Source organism: Algoriphagus aquaeductus, assembly GCF_003253485.1.
GTDB lineage: Bacteria > Bacteroidota > Bacteroidia > Cytophagales > Cyclobacteriaceae > Algoriphagus > Algoriphagus aquaeductus.
Window position 1 is genome coordinate 67,691 of record NZ_QKTX01000016.1, and the last position, 17,248, is coordinate 84,938.

The 17,248-nt window shown below is 47.7% G+C and carries 13 protein-coding genes; 9 read left to right on the plus strand and 4 right to left on the minus strand.

Annotation, left to right across the window (positions count from 1 at the left end; all coding sequences use genetic code 11):
* Window positions 1-96: 96 nt before the first annotated feature.
* Window positions 97-2,184: a phosphate acetyltransferase gene (gene pta, locus CLV31_RS18065; RefSeq protein ID WP_111394476.1), complete on the minus strand. Its 2,088-nt coding sequence runs from the start codon at window positions 2,182-2,184 to the stop codon at window positions 97-99.
* Between the two features lie 381 nt (window positions 2,185-2,565).
* Here pta and CLV31_RS18070 point away from each other — a divergent pair, with 381 nt between their 5' ends.
* From CLV31_RS18070 to CLV31_RS18110, 9 genes are all read left to right on the plus strand, one after another.
* A complete protein-coding gene (locus CLV31_RS18070; protein WP_111394477.1) occupies window positions 2,566-4,047 on the plus strand; it encodes an APC family permease in 1,482 nt (493 codons plus the stop codon).
* A gap of 1 nt (window position 4,048) precedes the next feature.
* The gene (locus tag CLV31_RS18075; RefSeq protein WP_111394478.1) at window positions 4,049-5,503 is read left to right on the plus strand and encodes an aldo/keto reductase; all 1,455 of its coding nucleotides are present in this window, start codon (window positions 4,049-4,051) and stop codon (window positions 5,501-5,503) included.
* 63 nt (window positions 5,504-5,566) lie between these two features.
* Window positions 5,567-6,106, plus strand: a complete 540-nt coding sequence (locus CLV31_RS18080) for a methylated-DNA--[protein]-cysteine S-methyltransferase (protein ID WP_111394479.1) — start codon at window positions 5,567-5,569, stop codon at window positions 6,104-6,106.
* A 40-nt stretch (window positions 6,107-6,146) separates the two neighbouring features.
* Window positions 6,147-6,500, plus strand: coding sequence for a hypothetical protein (locus CLV31_RS18085; RefSeq protein WP_111394480.1), 354 nt, complete (start codon window positions 6,147-6,149; stop codon window positions 6,498-6,500).
* 5 nt (window positions 6,501-6,505) lie between these two features.
* Window positions 6,506-7,210, plus strand: a complete 705-nt coding sequence (locus CLV31_RS18090; RefSeq protein ID WP_111394481.1) for a DUF1003 domain-containing protein — start codon at window positions 6,506-6,508, stop codon at window positions 7,208-7,210.
* Between the two features lie 3 nt (window positions 7,211-7,213).
* Entirely contained in the window at window positions 7,214-7,645 is a 432-nt protein-coding gene (locus tag CLV31_RS18095; RefSeq protein ID WP_111394482.1) for a hypothetical protein, read from the plus strand.
* Window positions 7,646-7,678: 33 nt separating this feature from the next.
* Window positions 7,679-9,124 (plus strand): M48 family metalloprotease, encoded by a 1,446-nt coding sequence (locus tag CLV31_RS18100; RefSeq protein ID WP_111394483.1) that lies wholly within the window; start codon window positions 7,679-7,681, stop codon window positions 9,122-9,124.
* 49 nt (window positions 9,125-9,173) lie between these two features.
* Window positions 9,174-10,847, plus strand: coding sequence for a DUF885 domain-containing protein (locus CLV31_RS18105; protein WP_111394484.1), 1,674 nt, complete (start codon window positions 9,174-9,176; stop codon window positions 10,845-10,847).
* Between the two features lie 33 nt (window positions 10,848-10,880).
* Window positions 10,881-11,312, plus strand: a complete 432-nt coding sequence (locus CLV31_RS18110) for a nuclear transport factor 2 family protein (protein ID WP_111394485.1) — start codon at window positions 10,881-10,883, stop codon at window positions 11,310-11,312.
* Between the two features lie 64 nt (window positions 11,313-11,376).
* On the opposite strand, the gene CLV31_RS18115 is transcribed toward CLV31_RS18110, so the two are convergent.
* From CLV31_RS18115 to CLV31_RS18125, 3 genes are read right to left on the minus strand one after another with little or no spacing between them, the layout of a single operon-like run.
* On the minus strand, window positions 11,377-12,816 hold the full coding sequence (locus CLV31_RS18115; protein ID WP_111394486.1) for a TolC family protein: 1,440 nt from the start codon (window positions 12,814-12,816) through the stop codon (window positions 11,377-11,379).
* Window positions 12,813-15,980: an efflux RND transporter permease subunit gene (locus tag CLV31_RS18120; protein WP_111394487.1), complete on the minus strand. Its 3,168-nt coding sequence runs from the start codon at window positions 15,978-15,980 to the stop codon at window positions 12,813-12,815. The genes CLV31_RS18115 and CLV31_RS18120 overlap by 4 nt, the downstream gene beginning before the upstream one ends.
* Before the next feature lie 24 nt (window positions 15,981-16,004).
* On the minus strand, window positions 16,005-17,195 hold the full coding sequence (locus CLV31_RS18125; protein ID WP_317048788.1) for an efflux RND transporter periplasmic adaptor subunit: 1,191 nt from the start codon (window positions 17,193-17,195) through the stop codon (window positions 16,005-16,007).
* Between the last annotated feature and the right edge of the window lie 53 nt (window positions 17,196-17,248).

The window sequence follows — 17,248 nt, forward strand, 5'->3', positions numbered from 1 at the left end:
TGGGAGATTTGGGCGACGGAAAATTTTGGAGAATTATCAATTTTCAAGCTCAATTACCAATTGAACTTCCCTTGAAAATTGGTAATTGAAAATTGCTTATTGCTCTTGCGCTTGTATAGCCGTAATCACCACGGTATTGAACACGTCCACGACGGTGCAGCCACGGCTAAGATCATTGACGGGCTTATTCAGGCCTTGGAGCATCGGGCCGATGGCAATGGCCCCGGTTTCCCGCTGCACGGCTTTGTAGGTATTGTTTCCGGTATTAAGGTCCGGGAAGATCAACACGCTCGCCTGTCCTGCGACTTCGGACTTAGGCATTTTCTTTTTCCCCACTTCCGGATCGACAGCGGCATCATATTGTATGGGACCTTCGACCTTGAGGTCGGGACGGCGCTGCTTGACGAGTTCGGTCGCTTTTCGCACTTTTTCCACATCTTCCCCTTCTCCCGAGCTTCCCGATGAATAGGATAACATGGCAATTTTGGGATCTATTCCCAGCATTTTCGCAGATTCGGCGGAAGAAATAGCGATATCCGCCAGCTGTTCCGAAGTTGGGTTTGGCACTACGGCACAGTCTCCAAAAACAGAAACCCGGTTAGGCAGACACATGAAAAATACCGAAGAGACCGTCGAGTTGCCCGGTTTGGTTTTCACAAACTGCAACGCCGGACGAATGGTATGTTGTGTAGTGTGCACCGCACCTGAAACCATCCCGTCTGCATGACCTTTGTACACCATCATGGTCCCAAAGTAAGACACATCATGCATCAGATCCCGGGCCATCTGTAGGGTAACCCCTTTGCTTTTTCGCAGTTCAAACAAGGTCAAGGCATAATCTTCCAATCTCGGTGAAGTGGCCGGATTTTCTACGAAAACTTTATCCAGGTCCAATGACAGATTGAGCCGCTTGACGTGGGTTTCCATCATTTCCTTGCTTCCCAAAAGCGTCAAATCCACCACATTTTGGCGGACCAGCATATCGGCTGCCATCAGGATGCGATCCTCTTCACCTTCAGGTAAAACAATGTGTTTTCTGGCTCCTTTGGCCCGTTTGACCAATTGGTATTGGAACATACGGGGTGTCAAGGTTTCCGTGTGGAAAGCAGTCAATCGGTCTGTCAGGGCTGTTTCATCAACCCAGGCTTCAAAAAGCCGAATGGCCAAAGCTATTTTTTCCTTATCGCCAGCTGCAATTCGTGCCCGAATCTGATTGACTTTAGTCACGACCATAAAGGTCCCCTCGTCCACCTGCAAAATCGGCACGATCGTCTCCAATCCCTCAATCAACTTGACAATCGGCGGCTCTGGATGCATCCCTCCGGAAACAATAATTCCCGCCACTTTTCCAAAATTCCGGGACACATTGGCCTGCAAGGCACCGATGATGATGTCGCCGCGATCTCCTGGAGTCACCACCAGGGTATTTTGCCCGAGTCGGGTGAGAAAATTATGCAGCTGCATGGCGCCTACGATGGAATGATCCACGCGATTGGTAAGGAGATTTTCGCCAAAAAGCAGATTGGCTCCCAAAGACTCCATGATTTCAGCCATGGTTGGATTGCTGAGCTCCTCGTGAACCGGCATCGCAGAAATCAGAATATCTTTCGGAAACAGCGCCCCCAACCGTCTGGACACGTCATCCATTTTGTCTTTGGCCACTTTATTCGCTACCAAGGTCAGGACCTGAACGCCCTCATTGGTAAATCCGTGCACCGAGGAGAGGGCCATATCCAAAATCTCCGATGGAGTGCGCTTTTCGCAATTGAGAATCAAGGCGACCGGAATGCCTAGGTTTTTGGCAATGGAAATATTCCCGTCAAATTCCACATTATTGACCTCCGTGAAATCCGTCCCCTCGACCACCACAAAATCAAAATTTTCCTGAAGCCGCTTAAACTGCTCGATAATGGTATCGATCAGGAAAGATTCATTGCCTTTGTTGATCTCCTTAAAGGCCTTTTTCCGGGTAAAGGCATACATTTCTTCATACCCTTGATTGAGATTGAAATGCTCTTTCAGAAGTTCAAGTCTTCGGTCTTTTTCCTTTTTGCTTCCGGAAATAATCGGCTTGAAATAGGCCAGTTTATCCGTTTTGGAAGCCAGAAGGTTCATTAATCCGAGGGCATAAATAGACTTTCCGGAAAAGGGCTCGGTGGTAGTGAGGTAGATCGCGTTATTCATAGTTTGGCTAAAAATCCGATGTTTGACGGTTCAAAATAGGGAAATAATCCAAGCAATTTTCCTGATAAAACTCAGGTAATTCCCTCAATTTGGTCAGGTGGAATGTGGACTATTCCATATCAACCTTTACCGGTTTTTTGATTGTCCAGCTTCTAGTGAAGAAGGAAATAACTGAAAAATAGCTACAGATGCACAGATGATTTTTTGGTATTTCTGAGAAGCCTTTTCATTTTTCTGGCAAAGACGCAAAGACGCCAAGGGAAAAGCACTTGGCGCCTTTCTGGCTTTGCGTGAAACCTTTTTAAAAAATTCTTTTCAATGCCTAGCTTTCTTTGAAAGGCATTGTCTGAGTCAGGCCCTTTTGGCTATTTTTAGCCTTCTATGTCCCACCATTCTCCTCACCTTTCCCGTCAACTCGGTCTTGTAGGATTGGCCGCCACAGGGATCTGCTCCATGATCGGTGCGTCCATCTACGTGGTGCCTTTTATGATTCAGCGAAATGTGCCCGGCATTGGCCCCTACGTGCTCCCAGCCTTTCTTTTTGCAGCAATCCCGGCAATTTTTGCAGCGTTTGCCTATACCATTTTGGCTTCGGCCATGCCCCGAGCGGGTGGTTCTTATCTTTATGCCAGTCGGGCAATTCACCCTTTTTGGGGATTTGTGGCCAGCTTTTCCCAATGGTTTGGGCTCTCGATCGTGATCGGGGTAATCGCCTATGTGGTGGTTCCGTTTTTTCGGGATGTGGCTTGGGCCTTGGGTTGGGTGACCGTATCAAACCTCCTGGAATATGCCCCCATCCGAGTTGGACTTTCTTTAGTCTTCCTTTGGGGCTTTGCTTTTGTGAATATTCTGGGGATCAAGTCCTATGAAAAAACCCTGATTCCACTCATGATCCTGATGTTTGTACTCGGAGGCGTGGTGATCGTCGCGGGTTTGATCAATGACCAAAATGACTTCGCACAGGCTTTACTTGCCAAGGAAAATCGAAGCATTTCCGATACTGTTGCTACTTGGAATTGGAAGACCTTTCTTTCGGCTGCAGCGCTATTGTTCTCCAGCTTCATTGGGTTTGATGCCATAGCGCAGGCGGGTGGAGAAGCCAAAAATCCCAAGAAAAACCTCCCCCGTGCGATTTTCTTGGCCATTTTCGGAGTGGGACTTTTCTATTTCAGTTTTACCTATGCGGTGTATCACACCGTTCCCTGGCAGTTTGTGGCTGAAGAAGCGCTACAAAAAGACCTTTCCGCTGCGGGAGTTTTGAGCTATGTCTTGCCTCCGTGGATTGGTGTATTGATTTTGTTTGGAGCAGCTATGGCCCTGCTCAACGACCTTCCGGCGATGATTCTTTCGGTTTCACGCCTGCTATTTTCTTGGAGTGAAGACGGAATTTTCCCCAAAAATCTATCCGCCATCCATCCCAAATTTCAAACGCCATATCTCGCAATCATCACCTCTACCGTTGTCTCGACAGTCGGGGTTTTAGGAAGTCATTTTGCCGGTGATTTCTTTTTGGGGATCGACATTATGGTGACTTCCATGCTGGTCAATTTCCTGCTGATGTGTGTAGCTTTGGTACTTTTCAAGGGGAAAAATCCAGACTTGCATGGACAGATTTCCATTTTCCATTCACCCGGCTTCCAGCAGTTGATTGGCTGGGGAGGAATTATCTTTCTGAGCCTTTTCCTGATTGTACACACGTCGAAAGATTTGCAGGCACAAGTCACCGCTTGGTACTTTCATTCTACCTTGATTTGGATTTTGGTGATGGGAGTGGCTTCGGCTTATTTTATTTTCCGATGGAAAAAACTCCAATCCCAAGACCCACAGCTTTCTCAAAAATTCAAAACCCTACCCGAAAACTAAGATGTCCCTCTCTAAATACCACGAACTCGCCCCCGGGCTGACTATTTGCCGTGCCTTGACCGGACTTTGGCAGATTGCTGATCTCGAGCGCGACGGAACCAAGGTCAATCCACAAGAAGCAGCCAAAGCCATGAAAGCGTATGTTGACGCAGGATTTACCACCTTCGACATGGCAGATCACTATGGCTCGGCAGAGGAAATCACGGGAGTTTACCGTCAGACTTTCGGTGGTGAAAACGCTCAATTTTTCACCAAGTGGGTCCCCTCTCCGGACAAAATCACCCAAGATCAAGTCCGAAAGGCCGTTGAAACAGCCCTCTCCCGCATGCAAAGCGAGCAAATTGACCTGATGCAGTTTCATGCTTGGCAGTATGCACATCCGAGTTGGGTGGATTGCCTGTTTTGGCTGCAAGAGCTAAAAGAAGAAGGCCTGATCAAGCACTTGGGGCTGACCAATTTTGACACAGCGCATTTGAGTATCGTAGTCAATTCGGGCATCGAAGTGGTGAGTAATCAGGTTTGCTATTCGCTTCTTGATCAGCGGGCTGCAGGTCAGATGACCGAACTTTGCCTGAAGCATGGGGTAAAATTGCTGGCTTTTGGTACGGTGGCGGGAGGATTCCTTTCAGAAAAATGGCTGGGCAAACCCGAGCCTATTCTTAACGAATCCCTGACCTGGTCGCAGATGAAATACAAGCGATTCATTGATTCGGCCGGTGGTTGGACTTCCTTTCAAAATTTACTTCAGACCTTGGATGTGATTGCCAAAAAGCACCAAGTTGGTATCGCCAATATCGCCAGCCACTACATCATGACCCGACCAGCAGTGGGAGGAGTGATCATCGGAGCCCGATTGGGAAAAAGCGAGCACATCACCGATAACGAGCAACTTTTCTCCCTTCAGCTGGATTCAACTGATGAACAGCTCATCAAAGAAGCCCTCCAAAAACTCCAAACTATTCCCGGAGACTGTGGAGATGAATATCGAAAACCGCCATTCCTGACTGCCTCAGGGGACCTAAGTCATCACGTGGAATCCTTTCCGGCCCCCTATCCGACGGTTCAGGGTTCCGATGGCCGTACCAAAGCACTGAGCGGAACCATCTGGGAGGATATTGCGGGATTTAGCCGAGCGGTACGAAAGGGAAACCGGATTTTGGTGTCGGGAACCACGGCTACCCATGGCTCTAAAGCGATGGGGGGAAGCGATCCCGGGGCGCAGGCGCATTTTATTCTCGACAAGATCGAGGGCGCCATTCAATCCCTCGGCGGTCGATTGGAAGATGTGGTCCGGACCCGGATTTTCATCCGAAATGTAGACCAATGGGAACCGATTTCCCGGGCACACGGAAAGCGGTTTGCAGGAATACAGCCGGCCAATACGATGGTGCGCGCAGATCTGATCGGAGATGAGTATTTGGTAGAAATCGAGGCAGAAGCTGTCGTAGAAAAATAAGGCAGCGAAACAGAGACCGATATTTTCGGGTAAATTCCGATTTCCTCCTCAATCCTATCCCTAATGGAAAAAATTCTGATTCAGTCTTATAAAAGTCCCGTGGGCGAGTTGATCTTGGGAGTATTTCAAAATCAACTCTGCCTCTGCGACTGGAAGTACCGGAAGATGAGGGAAGCCATCGATCAGAGGATCAAAAAGGGACTTCAGGCTGAAATGGAAGAAGGGAATCATCCGATTTTGGATCAGGCCAAAAAGCAGTTGGAGGAATATTTTGACGGGAAACGCCGGGATTTTGATCTTCCTATATTGCCCGTCGGAACGGAATTTCAGCAGCGGGTTTGGAAGGCTTTGCAGGGAATTCCCTTTGGAAAAACGAATAGCTATCTGGAGCTTTCTCAGCAGCTTGGTGATCCCAATGCCATCCGGGCGGTGGCTTCCGCCAACGGGGCCAATGCGATCTCGATTATTATCCCTTGTCACCGGATTATCGGATTGGACGGAGCCTTGGTGGGTTATGCGGGAGGAATCGAGGCCAAGAAAAAACTACTCCAACTTGAAGGAGTCAAGCTTTTCCAAAATCAGGGTCAGACAAGCCTTTTTTGATTTTTTTGCTTACCTTTTTTGAAGCTAAACCCTAAAATCCATGAAAGCATCACTCTTTACTTTATTCCTACTTTTAGCATTCCTGTTCTCCAGCCAAGCCCAATCCAAAATTGATGTGAGTGGCACCTGGATCGTGGATGTTCAGACTGATATGGGAAGTGGCACGCCTACGTTTGTCCTCAAGCAGGACGGTGAAAAAATCACGGGCACCTACTCGGGAACCTTAGGGGAAGCACCCGTCACCGGCATCTTGAAAGGAAATGTGCTTCACTTGGAGTTTTCTATTGAGGGAAACCGAATTACCTACGACGGTACTGCAAGTGCATCAGAAATCAGTGGCAAAGTCAACCTCGCCGATATGGCCATGGGAACCTTCAAAGGAACACGAAAGTAGACTTAATGAAAAGCCATATCAGCCAAAAGCCACTAAAAAAGGGGGAGGAAATTTTGGCGGCTGAAATCCGAGCTGGCATCTACATGCTGATAAAGGAATATCATCCCGACCTCAATCCAGAGCATCATATCAGTCTGGACGAACTCAATCTCTACCGCCGACTCTATCTGACCCGACTGGTCGAGCAGGAAAAAGGTGAGCTTGCCAAAATCGATGAGGATGTGATGATAGCCATTCGGGACAATTCAATTTTGTCTGAAAAAATCCAAGACGAAACCGAGCCGGAACTCACTTTTGGAGAAAAAATGGCTGATCACATCGCAACATTCGGTGGCAGTTGGACTTTTATTTTAGCATTCTTTGTTTTTTTAGTCTGTTGGATTTTGGTAAATATTTATGTGCTCTCGACAAAACCCTTTGATCCTTACCCCTTTATTTTACTCAACCTGATCCTCTCTTGCCTGGCTGCGATCCAAGCTCCGATCATCATGATGAGCCAAAACCGTCAAGAGGCAAAAGACCGGCTTCGCTCAGAGCACGATTACAAAATCGACCTCAAAGCCGAGCTCGAAATCAAAATTCTCAGCGAGAAAATAGACCATCTCCTCGTCCATCAAAATCGAAAACTCCTTGAAATCCAAGAGGTACAGATCGATTATCTCGAAGACCTCCTCAAGCAAATCAAGAATTCCACCTCCAAGTCCAGCTAGCCCATGCACCCCATTTTGAAAAACACCATCGCTGTCATCGCAGGTCTCCTGATTGGAGGTACTGTCAATTCTTTATTAATCATGAACAGTGCGAAAATCATTCCTCCACCGGAGGGCGCTGACCTCACAACTACAGAAGGACTTACTGCCGCCATGGCCCTGATGGAACCCAAGCATTTCTTGATCCCTTTTCTGGCCCATGCATTGGGCACCTTGGTCGGAGCGTTGATTACCGCCAAGATAGCAGTTTCCTATGCCAAAGAACTGGCGCTGTTTATAGGAATGATGTTTTTCATAGGTGGCACCTTTATGGTGATGTCACTCCCTTCCCCGCTTTGGTTCAACGTCACCGATTTATTACTTGCCTATTTTCCTATGGCTTGGTTAGGCTGGAAAATTTCAGGTAAAAAAGAAAGGTTAACTAAGCAGTTTTAATAGCCTTTTCTGAAAAAATAAACTTACGAACTCATGAACACTCGGTTTTTTATCCACTTGGCCACTTTATCAGCACTACTGGGGTATGCAACCTCCTGTGCGGTCAATCCCGTCACCGGCAAAAAGCAGTTGGTCTTGATGTCTGAGGCCCAGGAAATTGCCATGGGGAAGCAGTCCGACCCTGAGATTGTCGCCTACTTTGGGCTATATGAGGATCTGGAACTGCAAAAGTTCATTACGCTAAAAGGCACTGAAATGGCCGCGATCTCCCATCGACCCAAACTCGCCTATGAGTTTAAAATTGTTGATTCCCCAGTCATCAATGCCTTTGCTGTCCCGGGTGGATACGTCTATTTCACACGGGGAATAATGGCTCACTTCAACAATGAAGCGGAATTTGCAGGAGTCTTGGGCCATGAAATCGGTCACATCACTGCCCGGCATTCGGTCATTCAGCAGCGGAATCAGATCCTTGGCCAAGTGGGGCTGATCGCCGGAGTGATTTTGGTACCCGAGATCTCCCAGTTTGTCGAGCCTCTTTCCCAAGGCATGCAATTGGCACTTTTGAGTTTTGGTCGGGATGCAGAGCGCCAATCGGATGAATTGGGCGTGGAGTATTCTTCCAAAATAGGCTATGACGCCACCGAAATGGCAGGCTTCTTTAAAACCTTGGAAAGGCAAGGAGCAAAATCCGGAGCCGGCGAAATCCCGGAATTTTTGTCCACTCACCCTTCTCCGGCAGAGCGAAATGTGACAGTGGCACGCTTGGCTGAGGAATGGAAACAAAAGTTAGCGCTGACAGATCCGGAAATAAACCGGAACAGCTACCTGAAAAAAATTGACGGTATCGTCTTGGGCGAAGATCCACGGCAGGGTTTTTTGGAGAACAGCATCTTTTACCATCCCGTCCTCAAATTTCAATTCCCCACACCTCAAAGCTGGAGCTTCCAAAATACTCCCCAACAGGTTCAAATGGCTCCGAAAACAGGCGATGCCTTGATGTCTTTGACCTTGGCAAAAGGAAATACGCCGGAAGAAGCCGCTCAGGCTTTTGTGCAGCAATACAAACTGGAGTTGGTTGAATCAAAAAAAGAAACCATCAACGGATTGCCGGCATTTCTTGTCATTGCAGACCAAAAAAGTGAGAAAGGTACCATCCGGGTTTTGTCCACCATGATTCAGTTCAATGGAAACCTTTACCACATCATGGGCATCTCGGAGCTTTCCAAATTCCCGACATATCAGCCGACTTTTATGGCCACAGTTAGAAACTTCCAGGAACTGAAAGATGCCGAAAAGCTCAATCGAAAACCAGAACTTCTCAGATTGAGGACACTAAACCAAACCATGACCCTCCAGGCAGCCCTGCAAAGCTTCAATATGCCCAAAGAGCGATTTGAAGAATTGGCTATTCTCAACGGAATGCAACTAAACGATCAAATCAATGCAGGTACCATCATCAAAGTGATCGGTAACTAATGTCCTCAGCCGCTTTAACCCACCACTCGACCTTCTTAAAATAATTCAAATGAGGATATACCTGATTTTCTTGGGACTTGTATTTCTCTTTTCCTGTCAAGGAGAACCTTCTTCCCCTGAGCTATCCAAAAGTGAGAAATATGACGATCTCGTCACCTTATTCCAAGATTGGAGGAGTTTTGAAAATCCCCCGATAACGGATGGTGCTCCTGACTATACCGCAGCATCTTTTCTAAAAAGACAGGAAGAATTTTTAGCACTCAGACAACGGCTCAATGCCATCGAATACAAAAACTGGCCAATCGAGCAACAGGTAGATTGGCACATTGTCTGGGCGGAAATGAACGGGTATGAGTTTAATGTCCAGGTGCTAAAACCATGGGAAAGGGATCCCGCCTATTACAAATCCATCTGGATGGATCGAAGTGACGTGCCCGCGCACGAAGGTCCTACCCATCATCGCACGACAGAAGTATGGACCTATTCTTTTCCGCTTACGGCAGAAGCCAAAGCGGAATTTCTGGCTGATCTACGGATCATTCCACCCCTCCATGAGCAAGCCAAGAAAAACCTAACAGGCAATGCCAAAGACCTCTGGATAGCAGGAATACGGGATATTGAATTTCAATTGCAGGACTTGGATGCGATTTTGGAATTTCCGGGAGTAAAAGAAGATGCGGATTTGACTGTTGCCATAGAAAAAGCAAAAACCGCTACTGCTGAGTTAGCCCAATGGCTCAAAGATCAGGCTCCGCTCAAAACCGGCCCCTCAGGAATCGGAAAAGAAAACTACACCTGGTACCTGCAAAATGTCCATTTGGTTCCTTTGACCTGGGAGGATGAGGTAATGTTGTTGGAAAGAGAATTGGCTCGTGCTTGGTCCAATCTGAAATTAGAAGAGCATCGAAACAGAAAGCTGCCTCCACTCCAAGCAGCTGATTCTCCGGAGGCTTACTTGGCACAGGCTGAGGCAGGAGCAAAGAGTCTGATGAAATTCCTCGAGGAAGAAGAAATCGTCAGCGTGAAGGATTATTTTGACCCGGCTCTTCGGGAGCATTTGGGGGGATTTGTACCAGAGGATCGGCGGAATTTCTTTTGGATCACCGCTCATTTAGATCCTAGACCCCTGTATTCCCATTTCTACCATTGGTTTGAACTGGCCATCATGGACAATGATCCCCATCCTTCAATCATTCGCAGAGGTCCCCTATTGTACAATATTTTCGATTCCAGAAATGAAGGTACTGCGACCGCCGTGGAAGAAATGTGGATGCATGCGGGACTCTACGATGACAGTCCACGCAGCCGGGAGATCGTCTATATCATGATTGCACAGCGTGCAGCACGAGGGCTGGGCTCGCTCTATGCCCATGCCAATGAGATGAGCATGGAAGAGGCCGGAGGCATTCATTCGGAATACACTCCGAGAGGCTGGATGAAGACGGAAAAAGAATTGCTTCTATTCGAGCAGCATCTTTATTTAAGACAACCGGGCTATGGCACCAGTTATATCACCGGAAAATTCCTTTTGGAAAATGCGATGGCCGAATATGCGCGAATTCAGGAAGGACAAGGGAAAGAATTCAAAATCAAAGCGTTTTTCGATCAACTCAATGCGATCGGAGGCATTCCTATTTCCTTGGGCACCTGGCAAATGACCGGAGTCGATCAGCCAGTGCAAACTATGGTCAAGAAGTATTCAGATTCACCCAAACCCTTTTAAACTAAAAGAGAATCAAAACCAAACCCCATTCCTATGAAATTACTACTTACGCTCTTCTTCGTCCTAAGAATCAGTGTTGCCTTTGCACAAGCTGAAAAAGAGGTGGAAAAAGCAATCCTTGACCTTCGTACCGCAATGCTTGCAGAGGATGCCAATGCCCTCCGTGGTCTCACCTCCAAACACCTGTCTTATGGACACTCCAGTGGGGTTATCGAAAATCAGGAGGAGTTTTTAGAAGTGTTTGCCTCTAAAAAATCAGATTATCAACAGTGGGATATCCGCGATCAGGAAATCAGCTTTCCGAATAAAAATCTCGCCATCGTCAGGCATAAGGTAAATGCAGAAATCTCAGGTGCGAATGGCCAAATCAACAAACTGGATATTGGACTGCTCATGGTCTGGACCAAAGAAAAAGGAGCATGGAAGCTCCTGGCCCGCCAGGCTTTTCGAATGCCTCAACCCTAAACTGCTGATTTTCCGAGACAAAAAAAAAGACCGGATCACTCCGGTCTTTTTGCTTGGATATAGGTTAATTCCAGCCCCCGCCAAGTGCACGATAGAGCTGCACATTGGCTTGTAGTCTGGATGCTTTTAAGTCTGCCAATTCAATGGCTGACTCCAGTGCCCGGCTTTGGGCATTGATTACTTCGAGGTAATTGGCATAACCGACCGAAAATAGGGTATTCGAATTTTCTACCGATCGCTGCTGTACAGAAACCTCGTATTGTTTGAGTTTAAGTTGATTTTCCAGAGTCTGAATCTGATTGACCAAATCCAAGACTTCCAGATACGCATTTAGCGTCCGTTTTTCATACTCTAGCAGTGCAATTCGTTGATCAGCTTTGGCCACCTCAAACTCTGCCTGAATTTGTCTCCGATTGAAAATCGGTGCAGTCAAACCTGCTCCGATTTGATAGGCAGTAGAGGCTGGATTGAAAAACAGTTTACTGAAATCGAATGCATTAAAACCCGCCATTCCAAAGAGATTGATGGAGGGATAAAATGCCGCCTTGGCAGCGTTGACATCAAATCTAGAGGCCTGCAGTTGGTATTCAGCCTCCTTGACATCCGGACGATACTGCAACATCTGAGCAGGAATTCCGATCTCCCGGATTCTGGGCCTTTCTACTGCACTATCCAGTTCTATTCGATTGGTGGGAATTTCCAGGTTTCCCACCAATCTTGACAGTCCATATTCGGTAGAGCGTTGCTCCCGGATTTTGGCTTCCAGCTGCGCTTTGGAGTTGAGCACCAAAGCCTCAAATTGATCCACCGCAAGTTGATTTGCTCTTCCCCCTTCCTTCAGTTCGGAGATGAGACGGAGTCCGATTTCCTGAAGTCGGATGTTTTCATGCAATACATTGATCTCGGCGTCAATGGCAAGGAGTTCGTAATAATTAGAGGCAACTTCAGATACCAACCAGGTCCGAACAGCCTTTGCCATTTCCTCAGAAGCCATGAATCGCGACACAGCGGCTCTCTTCCGATTGGTCAATTTACCCCACACGTCCAATTCCCATTCGAAACTGGCCCCGATGATAAAGTCTTTATAGGGATCCGGAATTCTTTTGTCTTCCGGGACAGTAGAGGAAAGATTTGAGTCAAAATTTCCGACTCCATCCATCGTATACTCACCGAATTTTCGCTGGGAGGCTCCCGCCATACCCGAGACTGCCGGAAGCAACCCTGCTTTGGCAGCCTTCATGATGGCTCGGGAGGCTTTGATACGCTCCAGCGTCATGAGATTATCCTGGTTGTTAGCTAAAGAAGAACCAATCAGCGTCTTGAGGCGGGGATCCTGGAAATAATTTTCCCAGTTGATCTGTGCAATGCTGAGCGTGGTATCTTTGTCTACTCCTTGATATTCTTCAGGCAACACGATGCGGGATTCCGCTGTAGTGGCCTCTTTTATTTTGCATCCTGAGGTCAGCATCAACCCCAAAATTCCCACAATAGCAATCTTTTTCATGCGTGTACTTCCTGGGTTTGGGTGGTGACTTGTAATCTTTTGGCTTTCTTTTCTTTCATTCGGGTATCGATGGTTTCAAAAACCACATACAAACCCGGGATCAAAAACACCCCGATCACGGTACCGATCAGCATCCCTCCTGCCGCGGCAGTACCGATGGTTCGGTTACCGATTGCACCCGCTCCGGAGGCAATGGTCAATGGAATCAAACCGGAGATAAAGGCAAAGGAGGTCATCAGGATCGGACGCAATCGTTCCACCCCACCATTGATCGCACTCTGGAGTATAGAGATACCTTTCGCTCGGTTTTGGATCGCGATCTCAATGATCAGGATGGCGTTTTTACCCAACAACCCAATCAACATGACCAAAGATACCTGGGCGTAGATGTCGTTTTGAAGCCCCACCAGATTGAGGAAGAAGTACGAACCAAAGATCCCCGCAGGAAGTGAAAGAATCACCGGAAGCGGAAGCATGTAGCTTTCGTATTGTGCTGCCAAAAGCAGGTACACAAACACCAAACAGATCAGGAAAATATACACGGCCTGATTTCCTGAGGCAATCTGCTCACGGGTAATCCCCGACCAGTCGATATCATAACCACGGGGAAGCGTCTCTGCCGCCACTTCTTCCACTGCCTTGATGGCATCACCGGAAGAGTAGCCCGGGGCAGCATCACCGGAGATCAAGGCTGAGGTAAACATATTGTATCGGGTCAATTGCTCCGGCCCATACACTCGCTCGATGCTCACGAAATTGGAATAAGGCACCATTTCTCCATCCTTGTTTTTGGCATACATTTCCAAAAGTGATTCCGGGGAAGTCCGATATTCCGGAGAAGCCTGGATCATTACTTTGTACATCATCCCATACCGGATAAAGTTGGAAGCATAGTAGGAACCGATGTAGCTCTGCAAAGTCTCCATCGACTCACTGACAGATATCCCGAGTTTGGCGGCTTTGTCATGATCTACACTCAGAAGAAATTGCGGAAAGCTGGGATCAAAGTTGGTAAAGGCCCCCTCGATCTCCGGTCTTTCATTGAGTGCCTGTATAAATTCCTCATTTACCCGGGCCATATTGCCGAGATCGGTACCCGAACGGTCCTGAAGACGAAGTTCGAAACCGGAGGCATTACCAAATCCCGGAACCGGAGGCGGTGCCAAAAACTGAATATCGGCGCCTTTGATATGCGCTGTCCTCTCGGAATACTCAGCTATCAATTGGTTGACATCCTTATCTCTTGAGTCCCAAGATGCTAAATTGACCATCCCCATCCCATAGGACGCTCCTGCAGTCTCGGTCAATAGCGAATATCCCGCTAGCGTGGAAACCGTTTCCACTTCTTCCAAAGGAAGCAAAGCCGCCTGAACCTGATCCATGATTTCGGAAGTACGGTCTACGGTTGCTCCCGGAGGAGTAGTCACGTTGACATAGATCATCCCCTGATCTTCATTAGGAATAAAGCCTGTAGGAACAATCGTGATCATGCCATAGGTCAGCACGAAAAACAGAACCAATGCACCGTAGGTGATGGTCTTGCGGTCGGCGATCTTTTTGACCACACTCAAGTACTTGCCTGCCAATGCGTCGTATTTGGCATTGAACGCATTGAAAAACTTCTGAAGCGCACTTTCATGTCCCTCACCTGCGTGATGCATGGGCTTAAGCATCATCGCGCACAGCGCAGGCGACAGCGTCAAAGCATTGATCCCCGAGATCACAATGGCAATAGCCAAGGTCAATGAAAACTGTCGGTAGAAAATCCCCACCGGACCGGATAGAAAACTCACCGGAATAAATACCGCAGACATCACCAAGGTGATCGCCACGATCGCCCCGCCGATCTCTTTCATGGCCGCAATGGTGGCATCCAAGGCATTAAGTTTGAGTTCGTGCATTTTGACGTGCACGGCCTCTACCACCACGATGGCATTATCCACCACAATACCGATGGCTAGAACCAGCGCAAAGAGGGTGAGAAGGTTGATGGAGAAGCCAAAAAGCTGCATGAAAAACAGGGTTCCCACCAGCGAAACCGGTACCGCAATGGCCGGAATCAAGGTGGATCTGAAATCCTGCAAGAACAAAAACACCACGATAAATACCAGCAAGAAAGCTTCGATCAGGGTCTTGACCACCTCATAGATTGACGCATCCAAGAATCGGCTGACATCATAGGATACGTTGAAGGTCATTCCGGGAGGAAAGGAGGATTCTTGAATTTCCTCCATTTTGGCTTTGATATTGGAGATTACCTCACGGGCATTCGAGCCCGGACGCTGCTTGATCATGATGGATGCAGAAGGCTTTCCGTCGGTCATCGACACCATGGAGTATTCCAAGGCGTCAAATTGAATATCCGCCACGTCTTTTAGCTTCAGCAACGACCCGTCGGCCAAGGCCTTCAAAGTGATGTTTCGGTATTCTTCTTCCTGATTGAATTTACCGGTGTACTTCAATACATACTGAAGCGCCTGAGGATCACGATCCGAAGATATTCCGGATTTACCCGGTGCGGCTTCCACGTTTTGAGCACGGATCGCTTCTGTGACATCTTGAGGAGAAAGGTCATAGGCAGCCAGTCGGTCAGGTTTGAGCCATACCCGCATCGCATAGTCTTTCATCCCCATGATTTCAGCACGACCCACACCATCGATCCGCTTCAATTCTGGCAAAATATTGATGTCAGCAAAGTTGTACACAAACTTCTCATCCTGGGTAGAATCAGAGGTGGTCAGGTTGAGATAAAGAAGCATGGAGTTTACTTCTTTTTCGGTCTGAACACCCGCCCGGATTACTTCCTCGGGGAGTTCATCAAGTACGGTAGCGACCCGGTTTTGGACGTTGACCGCTGCTTGGTCCGGATCTGTACCCACTTTGAAAACGATGTTGATCAGGGAAATACCATCGTTGGTATTGACCGAAGTCATGTATTCCATCCCAGGCACCCCGTTGATAGCGCGCTCAAGTGGAGTAGCTACAGCTTTGGCCAATACTTCTGCATTGGCACCGGTATATCGGGCCGTCACCGTCACGGCAGGGGGTACGATATCCGGAAACTGAGTAATCGGCAACGAGGTCAGCGCCAAGATACCCAGCAGGGTAATGAACACAGAGATGACCGTCGAGAGGATCGGCCTCCTGATAAATAATTCAAGCATGTAAAGGGAAATTAGCCGTGATGATTATCTAACGCTCAGAAGGTCATGGTACACGTCAGCTGCTGCCACAGACTGAGGCACCACCTTGGTTCCGTCTTTTACCTGCTGGATGCCTTCGAATACAATCTTGTCTCCCGGCTCAAAGCCATCGGCGATGTAATAGATGTCGTAGCGCTGAATGGGCTTAAAGCTTCGCACCTTCACGGTATTCTCCTTATCCACGACATACACATAGGTAAAGTCTTGGATCTCAAAAGTAGACTTCTGAGGAATGAGATACACCTGATCCAACTTTGACATCATCTGGATTTTACCAGAGGCACCGTGCTTGATCAAGTTGTCCGGATTGGGAAAACGAACCCGAAAGCCGATAGAACCCGTTCCTGACTCGATGTCACCCTCGGTGGTTTCCAGCTTTCCTTTAAGACCGTACTTTTCACCGTCAGAAAGGATCAAAGTCAACTGCTCGGAGAAGGTTTCTGCTCCGCTCTCAATCTTACTTCGCATGAAATTGAGGTATTCGTTTTCGTTGACTTTGTAATAAGCAAATACCGAAGAAATGTCGGTGATGGAGGTCAGGAGGTCGTTTTCGGTAACCAAACTTCCGATCTTGTGAGGAATTCGGTCCACCAATCCGTCAAAAGGTGCTTTGACAGTGGTGTACGAAAGTCCGGTTTGGGCAGACTTCAACATGGATTCTGCCTCGGCAATCTGAGAATCTGCCACTGCTTTCTTTGACTTGGCCAATTCCAACTCGGAAGGAGAAATGATTTTTTTATTGACCAAAATTTGGAGACGCTCCATCTCCACTTTGGCAGCCGACTGTTCGGCTTTGGCACGGGCCAAACCTGCACGGGCTGAATTCACCATCTCGTTGTATTCTGCAGAAGAAAGTTGGAAAAGGGTTTGACCTTTTTTCACGAACTCACCTTCATCCACAAAAATCCGATCGACAAAACCGGACACTTTGGAGCGTACTTCTACAAATTGGACAGCTTGAATATCTGCGATATAGGTCTGAGGAACCTCCACAGACTGAGGCTGCAATTCCAATACAGGAATATCTACAGCAGTATTTTCATCTTTACTTTTGGAATTTCCTTCGGTGCACGAAGTCATTATTCCTCCCACAAGCAGCATGGCAGCCATGGAAATAACCATTGGGGTCACAAATGTCTTCACTCCGGAAAACACATTAAGTTTTTCAGTTTTCATAAGAATAGAAATAAATGATAAAGAGCGACAACAGGGTCATTGTCAGTCGGTAC

Excerpts from the sequence above, each read along its gene's own strand:
- pta (WP_111394476.1), bottom strand. The coding sequence starts at position 2,184 with ATGAATAACGCGATCTACCTCACTACCACCGAGCCCTTTTCCGGAAAG.
- CLV31_RS18070 (WP_111394477.1), top strand. The coding sequence starts at position 2,566 with ATGTCCCACCATTCTCCTCACCTTTCCCGTCAACTCGGTCTTGTAGGA.
- CLV31_RS18075 (WP_111394478.1), top strand. The coding sequence starts at position 4,049 with ATGTCCCTCTCTAAATACCACGAACTCGCCCCCGGGCTGACTATTTGC.
- CLV31_RS18080 (WP_111394479.1), top strand. The coding sequence starts at position 5,567 with ATGGAAAAAATTCTGATTCAGTCTTATAAAAGTCCCGTGGGCGAGTTG.
- CLV31_RS18085 (WP_111394480.1), top strand. The coding sequence starts at position 6,147 with ATGAAAGCATCACTCTTTACTTTATTCCTACTTTTAGCATTCCTGTTC.
- CLV31_RS18090 (WP_111394481.1), top strand. The coding sequence starts at position 6,506 with ATGAAAAGCCATATCAGCCAAAAGCCACTAAAAAAGGGGGAGGAAATT.
- CLV31_RS18095 (WP_111394482.1), top strand. The coding sequence starts at position 7,214 with ATGCACCCCATTTTGAAAAACACCATCGCTGTCATCGCAGGTCTCCTG.
- CLV31_RS18100 (WP_111394483.1), top strand. The coding sequence starts at position 7,679 with ATGAACACTCGGTTTTTTATCCACTTGGCCACTTTATCAGCACTACTG.
- CLV31_RS18105 (WP_111394484.1), top strand. The coding sequence starts at position 9,174 with ATGAGGATATACCTGATTTTCTTGGGACTTGTATTTCTCTTTTCCTGT.
- CLV31_RS18110 (WP_111394485.1), top strand. The coding sequence starts at position 10,881 with ATGAAATTACTACTTACGCTCTTCTTCGTCCTAAGAATCAGTGTTGCC.
- CLV31_RS18115 (WP_111394486.1), bottom strand. The coding sequence starts at position 12,816 with ATGAAAAAGATTGCTATTGTGGGAATTTTGGGGTTGATGCTGACCTCA.
- CLV31_RS18120 (WP_111394487.1), bottom strand. The coding sequence starts at position 15,980 with ATGCTTGAATTATTTATCAGGAGGCCGATCCTCTCGACGGTCATCTCT.
- CLV31_RS18125 (WP_317048788.1), bottom strand. The coding sequence starts at position 17,195 with ATGAAAACTGAAAAACTTAATGTGTTTTCCGGAGTGAAGACATTTGTG.